The sequence below is a fragment of the Salmonella sp. 32070601201500089SM genome (assembly GCF_017573605.1).
In the GTDB taxonomy this organism is placed as follows: Bacteria; Pseudomonadota; Gammaproteobacteria; order Enterobacterales; family Enterobacteriaceae; genus Salmonella; species Salmonella enterica.
The window spans coordinates 139334-156548 of the sequence record NZ_JAGETK010000012.1; the positions used below are offsets into that span (position 1 = coordinate 139334).

17 protein-coding genes are annotated in these 17215 nt (G+C 48.7%); 7 read left to right on the forward strand and 10 right to left on the reverse strand.

Features of this window, described 5'->3' with window-relative positions; all coding sequences use genetic code 11:
• Positions 1-5 precede the first annotated feature (5 nt).
• Together iadA and hypT are read left to right on the forward strand one after the other, a co-directional pair.
• A complete protein-coding gene (gene iadA / locus J4728_RS18300; protein ID WP_208212190.1) occupies positions 6-1178 on the forward strand; it encodes a beta-aspartyl-peptidase in 1173 nt (390 codons plus the stop codon).
• 118 nt (positions 1179-1296) lie between these two features.
• Complete coding sequence (gene hypT, locus J4728_RS18305; protein ID WP_000383509.1) at positions 1297-2205, forward strand: hypochlorite stress DNA-binding transcriptional regulator HypT; 909 nt, start codon at positions 1297-1299, stop codon at positions 2203-2205.
• A 5-nt stretch (positions 2206-2210) separates the two neighbouring features.
• Here the strand turns inward: hypT and J4728_RS18310 are convergent, their stop codons facing one another.
• Positions 2211-2945 (reverse strand): aspartate/glutamate racemase family protein, encoded by a 735-nt coding sequence (locus J4728_RS18310; protein ID WP_000683251.1) that lies wholly within the window; start codon positions 2943-2945, stop codon positions 2211-2213.
• A 238-nt stretch (positions 2946-3183) separates the two neighbouring features.
• Positions 3184-3714 (reverse strand): Hcp family type VI secretion system effector, encoded by a 531-nt coding sequence (locus tag J4728_RS18315; protein WP_000907671.1) that lies wholly within the window; start codon positions 3712-3714, stop codon positions 3184-3186.
• Between the two features lie 717 nt (positions 3715-4431).
• Here J4728_RS18315 and trpS point away from each other — a divergent pair.
• Positions 4432-5445, forward strand: a complete 1014-nt coding sequence (gene trpS / locus J4728_RS18320) for a tryptophan--tRNA ligase (protein WP_001094611.1) — start codon at positions 4432-4434, stop codon at positions 5443-5445.
• Here trpS and uxuR read toward each other — a convergent pair whose 3' ends face one another.
• Complete coding sequence (gene uxuR, locus J4728_RS18325; protein ID WP_000841654.1) at positions 5446-6219, reverse strand: Uxu operon transcriptional regulator; 774 nt, start codon at positions 6217-6219, stop codon at positions 5446-5448. It abuts the gene before it with no gap.
• Positions 6220-6568: 349 nt separating this feature from the next.
• On the opposite strand from uxuR, the gene J4728_RS18330 reads away from it, so the two are divergent.
• Positions 6569-7243 carry a dienelactone hydrolase family protein gene (locus tag J4728_RS18330; RefSeq protein ID WP_023260960.1) on the forward strand — a complete coding sequence of 225 codons (675 nt, stop codon included), beginning with the start codon at positions 6569-6571 and terminating at the stop codon, positions 7241-7243.
• Here J4728_RS18330 and J4728_RS18335 read toward each other — a convergent pair.
• The 3 genes from J4728_RS18335 to J4728_RS18345 all read right to left on the reverse strand — a co-directional run bounded on the left by J4728_RS18335 (position 7240) and on the right by J4728_RS18345 (position 9779).
• On the reverse strand, positions 7240-7701 hold the full coding sequence (locus J4728_RS18335; protein ID WP_208212192.1) for a DUF302 domain-containing protein: 462 nt from the start codon (positions 7699-7701) through the stop codon (positions 7240-7242). The two genes, J4728_RS18330 and J4728_RS18335, sit on opposite strands and share 4 nt — an antisense overlap.
• Before the next feature lie 204 nt (positions 7702-7905).
• Positions 7906-8817: an STM4504/CBY_0614 family protein gene (locus J4728_RS18340; protein ID WP_114064387.1), complete on the reverse strand. Its 912-nt coding sequence runs from the start codon at positions 8815-8817 to the stop codon at positions 7906-7908.
• Positions 8818-9170: 353 nt separating this feature from the next.
• A complete protein-coding gene (locus J4728_RS18345) occupies positions 9171-9779 on the reverse strand; it encodes a DUF1062 domain-containing protein (RefSeq protein WP_000864858.1) in 609 nt (202 codons plus the stop codon).
• Positions 9780-10266: 487 nt separating this feature from the next.
• Here J4728_RS18345 and J4728_RS18350 point away from each other — a divergent pair, with 487 nt between their 5' ends.
• The 3 genes from J4728_RS18350 to J4728_RS18360 all read left to right on the forward strand — a co-directional run bounded on the left by J4728_RS18350 (position 10267) and on the right by J4728_RS18360 (position 13436).
• Entirely contained in the window at positions 10267-10524 is a 258-nt protein-coding gene (locus J4728_RS18350; protein WP_001054381.1) for a YjhX family toxin, read from the forward strand.
• Between the two features lie 4 nt (positions 10525-10528).
• Entirely contained in the window at positions 10529-12160 is a 1632-nt protein-coding gene (locus J4728_RS18355) for a class I SAM-dependent methyltransferase (protein ID WP_208212194.1), read from the forward strand.
• Positions 12161-12719: 559 nt separating this feature from the next.
• Positions 12720-13436: a YebC/PmpR family DNA-binding transcriptional regulator gene (locus tag J4728_RS18360; RefSeq protein ID WP_000532939.1), complete on the forward strand. Its 717-nt coding sequence runs from the start codon at positions 12720-12722 to the stop codon at positions 13434-13436.
• 476 nt (positions 13437-13912) lie between these two features.
• Here the strand turns inward: J4728_RS18360 and J4728_RS18365 are convergent, their stop codons facing one another.
• The 4 genes from J4728_RS18365 to J4728_RS18380 form a co-directional block, all read right to left on the reverse strand.
• Complete coding sequence (locus tag J4728_RS18365; protein WP_208212196.1) at positions 13913-14788, reverse strand: phosphorothioated DNA-binding restriction endonuclease; 876 nt, start codon at positions 14786-14788, stop codon at positions 13913-13915.
• Between the two features lie 399 nt (positions 14789-15187).
• On the reverse strand, positions 15188-16177 hold the full coding sequence (locus J4728_RS18370; RefSeq protein ID WP_077906441.1) for a restriction endonuclease: 990 nt from the start codon (positions 16175-16177) through the stop codon (positions 15188-15190).
• A 313-nt stretch (positions 16178-16490) separates the two neighbouring features.
• Positions 16491-16787, reverse strand: a complete 297-nt coding sequence (locus J4728_RS18375; protein ID WP_000854676.1) for a TA system toxin CbtA family protein — start codon at positions 16785-16787, stop codon at positions 16491-16493.
• A 20-nt stretch (positions 16788-16807) separates the two neighbouring features.
• Entirely contained in the window at positions 16808-17125 is a 318-nt protein-coding gene (locus tag J4728_RS18380; protein WP_208212199.1) for a type IV toxin-antitoxin system YeeU family antitoxin, read from the reverse strand.
• Positions 17126-17215 lie beyond the last annotated feature (90 nt).

Consider the following 17215-nt stretch of genomic DNA (forward strand, 5'->3'; position numbering starts at 1 on the left):
TTATCATGCCTGATTTATCCGCCGCGGAGTTTACTTTGTTACAGGGTGCGCACCTGTTTGCGCCAGAAGACCGGGGCATCTGCGATGTTCTGCTCGCGAATGGCAAAATTATTGCCGTCGGCGCTGACATCCCCGGCGATATCGTACCGGACTGTGCGGTGATTAATCTTAGCGGTCGTATGCTGTGCCCGGGCTTTATCGACCAACACGTTCATCTGATCGGCGGCGGCGGCGAAGCGGGGCCGACGACGCGGACGCCGGAAGTCTCCCTGAGCCGCCTGACGGAAGCCGGGATAACAACGGTCGTCGGCCTGCTTGGCACCGACTCCGTCAGCCGTCATCCCGCGTCGCTGTTAGCCAAAACGCGAGCGCTAAATGAGGAGGGGATCACCGCCTGGATGCTCACGGGCGCTTATCACGCTCCGTCGCCGACCATTACTGGCTCGGTAGAAAAAGACGTCGCGCTGATCGATCGCGTCATTGGCGTGAAATGCGCAGTCTCCGACCACCGTTCCGCCGCGCCCAGCGGGAATCAACTCGCCAGCATGGCCGCCGAATCACGCGTTGGCGGCCTGCTGGGCGGCAAACCCGGTGTCAGCGTTTTTCATATGGGCAGCAGCAAAAAAGGGTTACAGCCGCTGTATGACATCCTGGAAAACAGCGACGTGCCGATCGGTAAACTGCTGCCTACCCACGTCAACCGTAGCGAATCGCTTTTCGAGCAGGCGCTGGCGTTTGCGCTTAAAGGCGGCGTAATCGACATTACCACCAGTATCCCGGATCCCGTCGCGCCGGCGGAGGGCATTGCCAGAGCGGTAAAAGCCGGCGTCCCGCTTTCCCGAGTGACGCTCAGTTCAGACGGTAACGGCAGCCAGCCGCTATTTGACGCTGCCGGAAATCTGACGGGTATCGGCGTCGCAGGCTTCGAAAGTTTGCTGGAGACGTTGCAGACGCTGGTTAACCACTACGGATTCAGCCTGACCGATGCTTTGCGTCCGCTGACGACCAGCGTAGCCGCCTTCCTCAGTCTGGACGGCAAAGGCGAAATCCGTCCCGGTCACGATGCGGATCTGCTCGTCTTTAGCGCAGATTTACGCATTGAGCAGGTGTATGCGCGCGGCAAACGCATGGTCAATGAGGGGAAAGCCTGCGTAAAAGGTACCTTTGAACCGGCGTAATTCCCGCTAGTTTCAGGCTGCCCCATCACGGCATTCTGAAAGAGGACGGGATAAGCGGTTGTCAGCCGCCCGAATGGACGTAGAATGCCCCTTCGGGCGGCTGACAGGATAACGGTAAATGGATGTAACTGGAGCAGGTTTGCACAATATTGAGACAAAATGGCTATATGATTTTCTGACACTGGAAAAGTGCCGCAATTTCTCTCAGGCCGCCATTATCCGCAACGTATCGCAACCCGCTTTTAGCCGGCGGATTCGCGCCCTGGAACATGCCGTGGGCGTTGAACTGTTTAACCGACAGGTCTCGCCGCTACAGCTTTCCGAACAGGGTAAAATCTTTCACTCCCAGGTTCGCCACCTGTTACAGCAACTGGAAAGTAATCTGACCGAACTGCGCGGCGGCAGCGATTATACGCTGCGTAAAATCAAGATTGCCGCCGCCCACTCGCTCTCCCTCGGCCTGTTACCGACCATCGTTAAGCAGATGCCGACGCAGTTTACCTACGCCGTTGAGGCGATAGATGTCGACCAGGCGGTGGATATGTTACGTGAGGGACAAAGCGATTTTATCTTTTCTTATCACGATGAAAACCTGCAACAAGCGCCGTTTGATAATATCCGCCTGTTTGAGTCGAGACTGTTTCCGGTTTGCGCCAACAATGGCCGGGGCGAGCCACGCTATACGCTTGAGCAGCCGCACTTTCCCCTGCTTAATTACAGTCAGAACTCCTATATGGGCCGGCTGATAAATCGTACTCTGACTCGCCATGCTGAACTGAGTTTCAGTACATTTTTCGTCTCTTCGATGAGTGAATTGTTAAAACAGGTTGCGATGGACGGCTGCGGAATCGCCTGGTTGCCCGAGTATGCTATCCGTCAGGAGATTACCGACGGACGCCTGATAGTGCTTGATGCCGACGAACTGGTTATTCCGATCCAGGCTTATGCTTATCGCATGAATACCCGCATGAGTCAGGTAGCCGAAACATTTTGGCGCGACCTGCGTGGGCTTCAGGCCGCGCTGTAAACACCTCAGGCGGTAAGGCGTTGTTCCCCGGTCAAAGAGGCGCGGGTGTCTGGCCAGGACTCATACCAACGAATCGCCGCGCGCACCAGCGACGCGGTGGAATCAATCATCGGGCACGCTATCGCGCGTTCATGTCCGGCCACAATAAGCGGAATTTCGGTACACCCCATAATAATTGCCTGAGCGCCACGGGCAATAAGGCTATCGATTTGCGGCAGCAGCAGCGCTTGCGCCGCAGTTTTATCGCCACGTTTAAGCGTATAAATAGCCTGCATTACCAACGCCTGCCCCGCTTCTTCTGGCTGAATTAACGTCAGCCCCCGCGCCAGCGCTTTCTTTTGATATAACCCGGTTGCCAGCGTCGCATTGGTCGCCAGCAGACCAACGTGCCGCGCCGATGGCGGAATATCCCCCAGGGTAGCGTCCAGGATGCTGATCATTCGCGCTTTCGCGACGTTCTGTAAATCATCAAACCAATAATGCGCAGTGTTACATGGGATAACGATACACTCCGCCCCGGCGTCTTCCAGCATATGCAGATAACGCTCCAGATAACGGTATGGCGAAGGCCCGCCGGATAACAGACATGCTGTACGATCGGGAATATCAGGGATAGAGCTGACAATGAGCGGGATGTGTTGTTGATCACAACTGGCATGTCGCAATTCAACAAATTTTTCCAACATATCCGCCGTTGCCGCAGGTCCCATCCCCCCCAGTATCCCAATGGTGTGTTTCATCGCTTTTCCCGCTTATTTACGTCAAGGTCAGAAACACACTATCAACTTGATGTGTATATAAAAAATGCCGTTTTATTAGCGGCTATGCGTAAAAATCATAACGGGTGTAAGGGCCATGCGTTATCGCCTTTTCAGGCAATCGATTGGTTACATGAGCGCTCACCAGCCTTCGCAAGCCGCTAAATGCCATTTCGCTACACCGCATCGCCCACTGCGAGTCCGCAAGCTTGTTTTGTCCTCATCGCCACAGCGCCTGTCGGTGAAGGGGCCGCCGTGTTTTGCTTTTCGACGCTAATGCGGGAATATCCCAGCGAATATGGCTATAAACCAAATCCACGGTCTCCGTGGCGCTGCCTTCGGCGTCGCCATGATTGCTCATGCGTGAAATTCGCACATTGGTGAGCGTATAAATAATAAATGGCAGCATTGCGCCCTTATCACGACGGCATAATGTCAGCACGCCTTCTTTCACCGTTTTCCCGTTACAATAGTGCTCATAGAGGCCAGGCGTAGCAAGATCGACTGGCTTTGTCAGCGTCAACCCTCCAATATATGTCCCTCTCGCTTCGCCGGACTCCCGTTTCGTCGGGTTGTGGTTGTAAGCAATAAGTTTTATTTGGTTTTCAAAACCTTTGATCCGGCTTTCGCCTTCAATACCGTCCAGTTTTAAATAGATGGCGTCCATCCCCCCTCCGTGATTATCATGCGGCAAAGCAGGCTGACAAGGACGGAACGCCAACAATGAAAGAACGTTCCATTTTCCAGCCATTTCGTTGGTGTCTCTGTATACCAGATTAAATACCGACAATCTGCTATAACTGGATTCTTGCTAAATACCTTCTGCCATCAACAATCCATTTTACAATAGCGCTACTGACCTGAAATCTATTACGCCAGGCATTCAAGCATCGTTTCCTGAATAACCATAGCCGCTATAAGAACCATATCAAAAAAGAAATATCAATATCATTTCTTATTTTTATCCGAGAAATTACTTAATTACACCGAATCGGAATATAGACAATTCTTATTCCTTTTCACATCAATGGGCTTTTTAGACTTTTGTCATATCGAAAACAACCATTCCAATAGAACATATTTACTATGTGAATATATTTAATGTTTTTATCGCGCACAGTGTTATCACAGTAATAAATGATTTGCATCAAAAATGCGCCTTTCAGCGCCACGTATTTTTGGGCAGCAAATTATAAAATCGCGTTTCAAAGTCAGTAACATGTTCTCTGTTCAGGCGATATGACTTTATGCCCGGACGACACGCCAGCCGCTTTACCCTTACGTTTAGTCGTGATACGTTAGATCACATGAACACGAAACGATCCAACGCTACGCAACGTCATCTCCGCTGGTGGCTGCCTTCCTGAAGGCGGCACGGATCACTATCCCTTTTTAAGTAGCCGCCGAAAGGCGGCTACTGCGTTTCGGGACGTCTTTCGGCTTTACAGTAAGCATAAAGGAGTCCTTAATGAACACCCTTCCCATCATTCTGACTGGCGATCGCCCCACCGGCTCGCTGCACCTCGGCCATTATGTCGGTTCACTGCGCCAGCGCGTCGCGCTACAGCAGGATCACCAACAGTATGTCCTGATTGCCGACCTGCAGGGACTCACCGATAACGGCAGTAATCCGCAAAAAATCCGCGATAATATTCCGCAAGTGTTAGCTGACTATCTGGCCGTCGGCATCGATCCCGCGCTAACGACGATCTGCCTGCAATCCGCATTACCCGCCCTCGCTGAATTAACGGTGCTGTATATGAATATTGTTACCGTCGCCCGAGTGGAGCGTAATCCTACGGTAAAAAATGAGATTGCCCAAAAAGGCTTTACCCGTTCCCTGCCGGTCGGGTTCATGGCGTATCCCATTAGCCAGGCGGCAGATATCACCGCCTTTAAGGCCGAAATGGTACCGGTTGGCGACGACCAATTGCCCATGATTGAGCAAACGAATGAGATCGTTCATAAGATGAATAGTCTTTTCTCCTCGCCGGTATTGCGACCCTGTCAGGCGCTCCTGAGCGATACGGGTCGTCTGCCCGGCATTGACGGCAGCGCCAAGATGTCGAAATCGCTCGGCAATACCCTGCTTCTTTCCGCCAGCGAAGAGACCATCCACCGTGCGGTCAGCGCGATGTACACCGATCCCAATCATTTAAAAATTAGCGATCCGGGAAAAATAGAAGGTAACGTCGTCTTTACGTGGCTGGATGCGTTTCATCCGGATAAAGCCAAAGTCGCGGCGATGAAAGCACATTATCAACAAGGCGGATTAGGCGACCGTGTCTGTAAAAATGAGCTGGAGACCTGCCTGCAAGAACTGATCGCGCCCATACGCGAACGACGGGCAACCTTTATTGCGGATAAGGGAATGCTAATGGAATTGCTGAAAAAAGGTAGCGAGCGGGCGCATGAGGTCACTCAAAAGACGCTACAGGAAGTAAAACGTGGACTGGGTCTGCCCACGCTATTCCAGGTATAATCAGGCATCAACGTTGTCCAGCGGCCATGACTCAAACAGATAGCCATCAAAGTAGATGTCATCAACATTGGAAAACTCCAGCAGACGCTGCTTCACGTTTTCCAAGTGCTGCCACATCGCCAGCTTCGCTGCGCGGGCGTCTTTCTTAATTAACGCCGCGAGGATCTGCTTATGATCGACCAGCCACTCCTTACGGTAAAGCGTATCGCCCAGATGGCTATGAAGCTGGAGCCACATCGGATTATTTTCACGCCATTGCCAGGACTGACGGAAGAGCTCTACCAACATACTGTTATGGGTCGCTTCGGCAATGGCCAGATGAAACTGCATATCGCCGCTTTCTGAGCCGCCCGGCGCGCTGGAGGCGAGCTCTCGCTCTTCCAGTTGTAACGCCTGGCGCATTTTAATGATGTCTTCGCGGGTGGCCTGCAGAGCGGCAAATTCAGCGATATTGCTTTCCAGCAACTGACGCGCCTGTAACAGTTCAAACGGCCCGGCGTCATTACAGTGATTGACGTCAGCGCCTTCCATCTCGTTATTATCCGCGCTGTCGAGCACGTAGATCCCGGCGCCGCGGCGGACTTCAACCAGACCTTTAATTTCCAGCATGATCAGCGCTTCACGCACGACGGTACGCGTCACATTGAGCCTCTCAGCGATCTCTCTTTCCGGCGGCAAGCGCTCCCCGGGGCGGTACGGCGTCTGAACAATCAGATCCCGTATCATTGCGCCCACTTCCTGGTAAGGTCTTTGCTGAGAAGTGTTTGATTTCATATTGGTCGTGCCCGTCCGATGCGATTTCCCGGTATCAGACTATAGCATTTGTAAAGAGAGATAGCACGCGTAGCACACCAAAAACGCGAAACTGGTCAACCAACAAAACAATAATGCGCCCCGTTTCGCTAGTGAAGCCAGATGAAAGGAAAGGCAATAAACAATACACGACTGATGCTCTATCTTTAGCCCTGATGCCTGAATATGAACAGCATATTGGTTTACCAATATAAAATTTATCAACCAAAAATCAGGCCATAAAATGTATCTGTACATTGACAGGAACAACGCCTCTGACATAGCGTGATCGGCGAAAATCCAGCCGCTCTCTTTGTATCAAGAACGCGTTATGATAAAAGACACCGTGTTTTTCGCCCCAGGCGTATCCGGGGGGAGCAACGCCTCCAGTCTGGCGAGCCGCCATCGCCGGGCAGCGATTATTCTGCATGAAATTTATGGTATTAACGCTCATATCCAACGCGCAGGCCATGAATGGATGACGCGCGGATTCGACATCTATATTCCCGCGCTGTTTCCTCACCATACCCCCTTTCGCTATGAACAGCAGGAGGAGGCTTACCGTCACTTTTCAGCAAATGTCGGCTTTGATCCCGCCGTCGTTACCACATTACTCCACGATCTCAGAACGCAGTACGAGACGCTAATCGTCGTAGGATATAGCGTCGGCGCAACGCTCGCATGGCTAAGTGCAGCCAGTGGGTTATGCGATGGCGTCGTTTGCTATTACGGTTCCCGTATACGCCAGTACCTTCATCTTGCGCCTCTCTGTCCGACACTGGTTATTGTCGCGCGTTATGAGCCAGCGTTTGATCCCCTCGCCATGCGACAGGCGCTGGAAAAGCGCCCCCGGGTGCAGTGTAAAATGTACGATGCGCGGCACGGGTTCTGTGATGCTGATAGCGCCACCTTCGATGCCGCCTTATCGCATCAGGTAATGGACGATGTGACCGCATTTATTCGCGACATCACTTGTGCAAACACATCGCCCGATTTTCAGCTTTAGTGGAGACTTTTTTCAACGAGCTGTTCCAGTTTTTTCAAAGCCTGTATGGCTGCGGCATCAAGACCATAACGTTGCAGCGTTTCAGCGGGATGATAACTGACTAACGTTCGCCCATCGGCTTGCTGGCTAATGAGCACCCGAAACGGTAAATCCAGCGCCAGTTCGGGATGCGCCAGCATGAGAGGCGTTCCGCCTTTAGGATTGCCAAAGACCAGAACCGTTGTCGGCGGCATTTTCAGGTTAACATTCTGTGCCGCTCTGGCATGGTCAAATTCCCCAAATAACACCAGACCGTGATCGGCGACAGCGTGCATCAACCGCGCTCGGGTCTGCAAATAGTCATAAGTGCTGTAGGTTTTAACCATGGTTATCGCTCCATCCTCCGTTGCAAAGCCAGGCCTTATTAAGATTAACATCAGGGTTACCGCCAATAAAAAAGGCTTTAAAATAGTGTTCATTCTTCTCTCTCCCTGACCCAATACCCATGAGTAAATGCGACACAGATGATATGCAGTTTAAAAATCAGTCATCGTACTGTACCCCTTATTATTGCACTGAACAGCTCATCACTAAAAAAACAGACGGCAGAACAAAAAATTCCGACGTCTGAACAAATTTAAATAACGATGATGCAGTCTGACTGAACGACAGCGCGATCGTTATTATGGCGCGACACTATCTTCTTCAGCCCGCTGGGTAAGAAAAAATATACTCCGCTCAGTAAGATAATAAATACTACAGGCCAACTCTTCAGAGATACGGAGCATCATTGCGTAGTGATGATGCGATTTTTCTGGCGCCATCGGCAGAAATATTTCTGACTCCAGCACGTTACTTAAAAAATGAAATTTATGTGCATATTCAGCAGATATAACGCCTCTCGCCATCAGATTAGCCATTAGTGTATTTAAACTATCTTGTTCATGATATGCGATACCTTTTCTCTCATGAATTCTGAGAAGAACGCTTCTGAAGACTGCATGACATTCCTTTACGACACAGGCAAAATCATTAAGCATCAGGCGATTATACGCTTCCATAAGATCATATTCGACAAAGCCATACTCTCCAGGGGAGTACAAATAATAACATATGTTTTTAAGCCGTTTTATTCTGCGCAACCTTACAATTCTACCATTTTCATAGCGATATTTTAAACTATGCTCATGAAATATATTATTTAATTCACTAATCGCCTTATCCGGTTCTAACCCAAGCGTAACTTCATAGGTCCGAAGGTAGGTATCTATATAGTTAAAAGCAAGCTCAATGGTATCAATATGCTTTCTTTTATCATCTGTTTTTAATAACAGATTACTCATTTCATCCAGATATGACGTTGAATGCGCATATAAGGTGAATAAGCCATACTCTTTGCGCAACGTTTTACATATTCTTCGATAAACTTCGTCAGAATGACTATTATGATAGCAGTATAATGTCATATCATAAAAAGAGGAGCAGTTTCCTAGCGTATTGATAATCAATAAGATTATTTGCTCGCGTATTTCTAACGGAATATCTTCATATAACAGATCGCTATGCCTTAGTGAGTATGGTCTAAAGGTGTGCATTCCTCCCCCTGTAACCGCAACAGAAAAAATTACGCTATGAATAGCGCCACATTACTCTAATTCAGTGGTTCAGGTATTAATATCAGCTCAACAGTGAGCCATTTTTTCTTATTTTTTAATGGTGTTGCGTGAATATTTATTTACTCTACAGATAATTGTAACCCATCGCCCTTTGTCATTCTGCTGATCATCACTGGTGCGAAAACGTCTGGATTATCCATGGCATTCAGCCTTCACTGAATGCCACAGACAAGGGTTATTCAACTAAAGCTCACCTGTCCCTTAGTCCTTCTTTCATTCCGTTACGTCGTTGCCATACCAGCACACTTAAACGTAAGGTGAGCTTATTATTTTTATCGACGGGTCAGAACAATCCTTCGCCGGTCATACAGTGTTTCAACTGAGAGCTGCAAATCATATTTCGCATTCTTCAGTTTTCGCGATTTAAGCATTTTCATCGTGACGCCACTTATTTGCCCTGTTTCAATCCGTCTCTTGATTTCGGCTGCGCTTAGCAGGAGTTGCTTCTTCAAAATCGACAGCAGGCTGACCTGAAAAGAACGGGAAATCCTGACGCTAACACTGACCTGCTTGTGGGAGGCGATACTGACCAGCCACCGTTCCTGAATGTGAAAATCAGGCTGCCCCGATAATTCAGCATTGTTTCGCTTCAGGATCGCGTTGTCATAAGCAAAATATTGCACCGTGGCAGCATCATTCGCCATCAGCCGGCAATAAAGATCGCGGTTAATTTTGCTGACTGGTAGGCGTGAGAACAAGGAGATATTCCAGGTGTAATCGCAGTGTGTGCATTTATAGATACTCCAGACATCGAGTACCTTCTTTTGCGAATTAACCCGAAATGCCCCAGAAGGCGTGAAGTCCCGTTTTACGCTGCATGAAGGGCAACGTTTCGCTATGCGCTGATACCCCACAGGAGTGACAGTCCATATGACTTTCATAACGTACCTTTTTTAACCCATACAAAACCGGATCCGAACTCAGCGGACCATAAATGTTTGTGTATGAAAAATATTTAAGTGATATTTTTCAGCGGGTTAAAAAAAGATTTCCAACGCTACAACCCTGTCAACGGCCAAAAGATACGTCGAGACTATCAAAGCGGTCATTATCGGGTATATGAGTTTAATCAATATTCATTATGGTAATTGCGGGAGCTATTCATCTGATACGCTAAACGTCATGAGCCTCCCTTTGAGATCACACTTTTCACTCCCGGTTATTCACTTACAGAAATCAGGTGTTATCATTCACGACGTAAATACCTTTCAACTCAACCCGAGGCTTTGATGCTGGAGAATGTCATCATCTGATAATCAGTTACCCGACCTTTTCAGGCCGGACTGATTATCAATGCGCCGAAATCGAATGCGGACACTGCAGTGTGTTTGCACGTTTAGCCTATGATGATTAAACAGGTTCTTCAGTATGAATTTATCCCGTCAGGAACAACGTACCTTACACGTTCTCGCCAAAGGCGGACGCATTACGCACATCCGCGATGCGTCAGGCCGCGTCACCGCCGTTGAGTGCTATAGCCGCGAAGGGTTGTTGCTCGCCGATTGCACGCTCGCTGTATTCAAAAAACTCAAAACCAAAAAGCTGATCAAATCCGTTAACGGTCAGCCCTACCGCATTAATACAACCGGGCTGAACAGCGTTCGCGCCCAGCCTGATAATCGCTAAGGAGATGATGATGGATATCAGCGCCGTTATTTTTGCAACGCATCACATTCGGCTATTACCCGATGAAGGCAAAATCCCCTGGGACGAGCCAGCCTTCAGCCAACGCATGCTGGAAAATCATCTGTCGCAGGACCACGACTGGGCCAGCCGCCGGCTAACCGTGATTGAGCAACAGGTAACATGGATTACCCGTCAGTTACCCGCTGGCGCCCGCATTCTGGATCTCGGCTGTGGCCCCGGTTTTTATACCCGCCTGTTAGCGGAGCGTGGGTTTCACTGCACAGGCGTAGATTTCTCTCCGGCATCCATCACATGGGCTCGCCAGCAGGCGCAAGCCGCAAACCTGAATATTGACTACATTCAGCAGGATATTCGTACATACCACCCCACGGAACCTTTTGATTTCATTATGATGACGTTTGGGGAACTGAATGTCTTTAGCGCTGCTGATGCGCAAAGCCTCATCAGTCATTGCGCTCAGTGGTTGAAACCGGATGGCAAACTGCTTGTTGAAGTGCATACCTTCGATGAAGTTAAACGCCAGGGCATGGCGCAGCCAGGCTGGCAGCGTTGTCCGCACGGCCTGTTTCTTGCCGAGCCTCATCTGCTGTTAACGGAAAATGCCTGGGATGAAGAGGCCCAAACCAGCTCAACGCAGTTCTGGGCGATAGCGGAAAACGGCTGTACCACCCGTTTCGGCAGTCAAATGAAGGCCTGGCGCGATGATGAATATATCAGCCTGCTTGGTGATGCTGGCTTCACTGTGTTGCAGCGCCCGGACAGTCACACCTGGCCGGTCGGCGAGACTTTTGCAGGCAAGCTGTTTGCGCTGCTGGCTGAAAAAGCATCCACTTCTGAGGGTATTGCCCTCAGTAAAAGGAATAACCCAATGGATATCCCACGTATTTTTACCATTAGCGAAAGCGAACACCGTATCCATAATCCGTTTACAGCGGAAAAGTACGCCACGCTGGGCCATGCGTTACGCATGAAACCAGGCATGCGGATTCTCGATCTCGGTAGCGGTTCGGGTGAGATGCTCTGCACCTGGGCTCGCGATTACGGTGTTACAGGTACTGGCATTGACATAAGCCCGCTCTTCACCACACAGGCAAAACAACGTGCAGAAGAGCTCGGCGTCAGTGAATACGTACATTTTATTCATAACGACGCGGCCGGTTATATCGACGAGGAAAAATATGACGTGGCGGCCTGCGTAAGCGCGACCTGGATTGCGGGCGGTGTCGCGGGGACAATAGATCTGCTGGCCAAAAGCCTCAAACCTGGCGGGATCATTCTCATCGGTGAACCGTACTGGCGTCAGATCCCCGCAACGGAAGAGATCGCCCACGCCTGTGGCGTCTCATCCGTCGCCGATTTTCGCCCCTTGCCCGAGCTGGTCGCCTTTTTCGACCAACTCGGCTATGACGTAGTGGAAATGGTGCTGGCGGACCCGCAAGGCTGGGACAGATATGAAGCCGCGAAGTGGATGACCATGCGCCGCTGGCTGGAGGAAAACCCTGACGATGAGTTTGCGCAAGAGGTTCGAACAGAACTGACGGTAGCCCCCAAACGTCACGTCACCTGGACGCGAGAATACTTTGGCTGGGGCGTATTTGCGTTAATCGCGCGATAACGTAAAGCAGGAGGTATACCCTACAAGAGGTATACCTCCATTTAAAAGTATGCAACAAATTAACACGGCTCAAGGCGGGAATATATCGTCTTAGAGCCTATCCCAGTAGGCGTTATTGGCGCAGCCAGTTTGGACACGGACAGCGCGCAAAAACCGGAGCGTACACGTAGTACGTGAGGATTTTGAGCACTGCCCAGGTCCAAAATGGCAAGTAAAATAGCCCTAATGGGATAGGCTCTTAATTTCGCCATTAAGTTTCTGCCACAATATGTCGCAAGACGTGCAAGCGTTCCACCTCACCTGATGAGCGACACCACCATCAATAAGACGTTATTGCTGCAATTCAATTATTAAAAATAAAAAAAGAACCAGAAGAAAATTAAAAAATGACTTACCCACCATATTAGCCATTGTTAAAATCAAAGTACCCCCCCGTAAAAGCTGGATGTTTTTATTTCTCATAGACGAGAATTTATATATTATGATATAATGCGGCAGAAAAACATGCGGGTTATTAACCTGCCATTAATGTAAATAATTCTTTGAGGAGATGTTTCCAGTGGGACGTAAATGGGCAAATATTGTTGCTAAAAAAACAGCTAAAGACGGTGCAACGTCTAAAGTATATGCAAAATTCGGTGTAGAAATCTATGCTGCGGCTAAACAAGGTGAACCAGACCCGGAATCAAACTCAGCTTTAAAATTCGTTATTGAACGTGCGAAACAAGCACAGGTTCCAAAACATGTTATTGATAAAGCTATTGATAAAGCCAAAGGTGGCGGAGATGAAACGTTCGTGCAAGGGCGTTATGAAGGCTTTGGACCCAATGGTTCAATGGTTATCGCTGAAACGTTGACGTCTAATGTTAACCGTACGATTGCTAATATCCGCACAATTTTTAATAAAAAAGGCGGGAATATCGGAGCGGCAGGTGCTGTCAGCTATATGTTTGACAATACTGGAGTGATTGTATTTAAAGGAACAGACCCTGACCATATTTTTGAAATTTTGCTTGATGCTGAAGTTGATGTTCGTGATGTAACCGAAGAAGAAGGAAACATCGTTATTTATACTGAAGCTACAGACCTGCACAAAGGAATTGCAGCGCTAAAAGCAGCTGGAATTACTGAATTTTCAACAACAGAATTAGAAATGATTGCTCAATCAGAAGTTGAACTTTCACCAGAAGATTTAGAAATCTTTGAAGGACTTGTTGATGCCCTTGAAGATGATGATGACGTGCAAAAAGTATATCATAACGTTGCAAACCTCTAATTATAAATTAAACAAATCTGTCTCTATGGCAGATTTGTTTAATTTATAAAGCTGTTATAAAAAAGTCTATTTGGCCAGATATAGGTTTTTAAATTTATGTGTCTTATCACGACCTGATCTGACACATAGCCTTAAAAGGTTGAGAGTTACCGGTTTTGATATAGTGTCGAATCCTTATATAAAACATGAGGTAATTTTCATGCTTCATACGACGAATCCCGTCAGCAAGCTAAGCAAAAGCCAGCAATATCGGGCTACTTACAATCTCCCTGTGCTCTTTAAGGCACCGCCCTTATAAATTCTGCTTGCGCTCGTAATGGTTCATCTGGCGCTCTACGCGTCGCTTGACTACAGGTGTGACTCCACCAGCGCGCTACAGACCATAGTGCGAGAACCGTGGCCGATTACTTTGATGCCTTTGATGTGATTCTGTTTTTAGCAGATAACGTATACCCCACTCAAAATACTCCCCCAGATCAATGCCCTCCTCTGAACACCTCCCTCTTGTGCCATTCCACAAACCGTTCACCCGGATAATTTTCTTTCATCTGCGGCAACGCGATCTCTTTCCCCGCAAAATCCCAGAACAGCCGCTGTACCACTCCGCCACCATTCACCGCGTCGGAAACCACCAGGCGCATATTTTCATCCAGGCCAATCGAACCACGATCGAACGCTTTATGATGAATTGCGCACAACGCCAGGCCATTAGGCACTTCACAAGGACCATGATGCTGCTTCCATCTGATATGGGCTGCTTCAAGGGCTATAGGGGCGTTGTCGTGGCGCATATTGAAGCCGCAGACCGCACATTGATAATTGTAAACTCGTAGCACCGCCTGGCGAAACTTCGGATCGCGTTGACGGAGAGAGGTACGAATATCAAAACCCATCTCGTCAGCGATGTCTTCCTGAATACTGGTCGGAAAATGCGCCTCAAGGATCTGCTGCGCCAGCGTGTCGATTAGCTTACGTTTTTTTGTTACCAGCGCGAAATTGTCGACATCAAACCCACCAGCGACATTATATTCAATGAGTTCGCGCTTGGGCGGCTGGCGGCTACCACTCGTTGAGCAGAATTCCGCGTTTTGCAATTCCCAGAAACCATCGCCCTTCAGACGCCAGAACGGCATATCCGGGCGCTGTTCACGGCGCTGTGGTCCATAGCGTTCCAGCAAATCCAGCAATTGCTCATGAATTTCAGAACCATAATCAAATAGACGATCGTGACCCTGCCGATAGTGCGAGAGGACATATAACAGCAATAACGGCTTATGCGGCGCTCGCTGTTCGCCTTTGCGCCAAATAGTAATATTTGATATCGCTTGCTTTAGGGTTTTGTCAGAGGTCATTACATTGAAGAATTCATGAGCACATAGTTGCGATGATGCTCGCAACTATATGTACATTCAAGACATTATTGCAGACATACTTTTTGTCTGTCGGCTCTGTCCTGACGGTTAGCATGCTGATAACAACGGAAAAAACACAGCGCTCAACCGAGAAAGGTAGATAACTTCTGGATTTCAGGCATAAAAAAGACCTCAGTTGAGGTCCATTTATATGCTCCTGGTGCGAAGGCCGACTCGAATTTCACACCTAATAGACTGATATCAATGTTGTTTAAAATAGGGGGGAAATAGTTATACCCGCACTTGTACCCACAAGTTAAAATCCGTATAAAAAATAGACAATGCGAGTAGTTATAAAGCCATACCAGTAGAACACCGATATGGCTATCAAAGCAAGATTCAGGCAGGCAGGAAAGTTTTCTTCAGAGGCACCAAAAGTTTGGTTTCGATATCAACCTGCTCATAGTTTTCAATGAGGGCTCTGACAAGATCGTCCAGCGTCCAGAGCGTCAGAGGTATCTGTGAGCGGTCGGCTTCATAGCGAGCATCTTTCGTAAAGCCCCCCGTACTGACATAAAGCCCACGATCTTCTGGATGACGACCGCCAATAAAGCTGCGGATCTGCTGACTCCCCATTTGCTCCCTGCGATGTTTTACCTCAACGATAATACGTGGATTTTCAAAACCAAATCCATCAGGTGAAGCAATAATGTCTTTACCCCGATCGGCTCCCGCAGGTGAGACCTGCGTTTTATAGCCCATACCGCGTAAAACTCCGGCAACAAGATTTTGCATCTCATCCCAGTCAAGAGAGTTGATACGATCTTTGATACCCTCAAACGCCAGCATTTCCATATCGCGAAGCGGATCCGAAACAGCCTCATCTTCATCCATCGCAATTGGATTCTGAGTAATTACATCTGCAGTGGGTTTCTTATCCTGCAAAAGCTCTTCTAGCGCATATTCTGGAAGCTGGAAAACCGTCAGCGTAGAACCCAATGTGTTTTTGGTAGCAACAGACAGTCTATCGCGGTCGATTTCTTGAGTATTCCATTTAACCTGCCGAGCGATACCCATCCCCTCTTCCACCCATTCAGGATGATACTGGAAGTCTGAAGTAACTTTGCCTAGCAAATAAGTACGGTTGGCTGGCGAATAGGTAATAACCCAATCACCCTTTTGGATCTCATTCACAAAACGCCAGACCTGCGATGCGCCAGAACGGGCTGTTCCGAGCTTTGTTAAGGGATCAGCCTCCTGGTATAAGGCGAGTAACTGGGCTCGGGATAGGCCGGGTTTGACTAATGGAGCCAGCTGAGACCAACCGATGCCTACAATTTGCTTATCGCGAAAATCGTCATAGAGCTTGCCGCCGTCACCGCGGATCATCCACATTCTATTGCCCATACCAGTCCCTTCATGAGGAAAAGAAATTATGCTGGATCATAAGCTTGATCGTAGTATGCGTCAAAACCATCAACAACGACGGCCCAGCATTCCCGGATTGTGCTTGCGATAATGTGCCCAGTTAAAATTACAGCTTCAATTTGCATGATATTTCGTCCATATAAGTAAAAGCACCAACCAGCATCGGCAGGTGCTTTTTGGAATGAGTAAATTAAATAAGTAAGGAAAGCTGCAGTGTGAATCAGGAAGGCTATTCCCAATGTTCACCGTGCCGCGCTTTCAATAAACCTGTTGCCTATCGCGCCCGCAGAATATCGACTGCCCGCAGATATGGGGACTGTTCTTGCCAGTCGAATCCCCTGCGATCAATACGAACCAGCCCGTACTTTTCCACCAGAAAATTAACGGCATCGGCCAAAGATATACCGGCATCGATATGTTCCTGAATTACCGTTGCATCACTGAATGGCGTGTCGTTGAGAGTCAGGCCATAATGTTGTTCCAGCAGGCGTGCAAGCAGCATTTGCCAGACAGCCACGGGCGACAGACATAGCTTCGCCGCCTGCAGATTTGTTGCAGGTAGAGTTTTCATATTTGCTCTTGTGAAAGTAGTTAACGATGGGTGGAGTAAACGGCGATGTATACGTAGCCGCAACTGCCAAGGGTATCGGCTTCGCAGGTGAAACCATTGTGGTACAGGGTGACACAGTGGGCATGGCGAGGATTCATTTCACCAGTAGTCAGCATCGATTCCATCTGGCTGATAAAATGCGGGAATGCCACATCCAGCTTAAGACATTCTGCTTCGCTGAACTTACCGGTGATACTGGCCCGGTCAGCCAGATAGTGCAGCCGGTTTCCCTCCTGTACCAGACAAGCGCCAAAGCAAGGTGTGAATCGCCACAGGTTTAACAGACACCTCAGAGTCATTTAAGATGACTTAAAGAGAGGTGCCCATGAGCGGTAAGCGTTATCCCGAAGAGTTTAAAATTGAAGCGGTCAAACAGGTTGTTGATCGTG

Bases quoted from the DNA above. Each gene is read 5' to 3' on its own strand.
- J4728_RS18310 (WP_000683251.1), bottom strand. From the start codon at position 2,945: ATGAAACACACCATTGGGATACTGGGGGGGATGGGACCTGCGGCAACG.
- J4728_RS18335 (WP_208212192.1), bottom strand. From the start codon at position 7,701: ATGAACACTATTTTAAAGCCTTTTTTATTGGCGGTAACCCTGATGTTA.
- J4728_RS18355 (WP_208212194.1), top strand. From the start codon at position 10,529: ATGATGATGGATATCAGCGCCGTTATTTTTGCAACGCATCACATTCGG.
- trpS (WP_001094611.1), top strand. From the start codon at position 4,432: ATGAACACCCTTCCCATCATTCTGACTGGCGATCGCCCCACCGGCTCG.
- J4728_RS18315 (WP_000907671.1), bottom strand. From the start codon at position 3,714: ATGGCTGGAAAATGGAACGTTCTTTCATTGTTGGCGTTCCGTCCTTGT.
- J4728_RS18340 (WP_114064387.1), bottom strand. From the start codon at position 8,817: ATGCACACCTTTAGACCATACTCACTAAGGCATAGCGATCTGTTATAT.
- J4728_RS18345 (WP_000864858.1), bottom strand. From the start codon at position 9,779: ATGAAAGTCATATGGACTGTCACTCCTGTGGGGTATCAGCGCATAGCG.
- J4728_RS18380 (WP_208212199.1), bottom strand. From the start codon at position 17,125: ATGACTCTGAGGTGTCTGTTAAACCTGTGGCGATTCACACCTTGCTTT.
- J4728_RS18365 (WP_208212196.1), bottom strand. From the start codon at position 14,788: ATGACCTCTGACAAAACCCTAAAGCAAGCGATATCAAATATTACTATT.
- J4728_RS18375 (WP_000854676.1), bottom strand. From the start codon at position 16,787: ATGAAAACTCTACCTGCAACAAATCTGCAGGCGGCGAAGCTATGTCTG.
- uxuR (WP_000841654.1), bottom strand. From the start codon at position 6,219: ATGAAATCAAACACTTCTCAGCAAAGACCTTACCAGGAAGTGGGCGCA.
- hypT (WP_000383509.1), top strand. From the start codon at position 1,297: ATGGATGTAACTGGAGCAGGTTTGCACAATATTGAGACAAAATGGCTA.
- J4728_RS18330 (WP_023260960.1), top strand. From the start codon at position 6,569: ATGATAAAAGACACCGTGTTTTTCGCCCCAGGCGTATCCGGGGGGAGC.
- J4728_RS18350 (WP_001054381.1), top strand. From the start codon at position 10,267: ATGAATTTATCCCGTCAGGAACAACGTACCTTACACGTTCTCGCCAAA.
- J4728_RS18370 (WP_077906441.1), bottom strand. From the start codon at position 16,177: ATGATCCGCGGTGACGGCGGCAAGCTCTATGACGATTTTCGCGATAAG.
- iadA (WP_208212190.1), top strand. From the start codon at position 6: ATGCCTGATTTATCCGCCGCGGAGTTTACTTTGTTACAGGGTGCGCAC.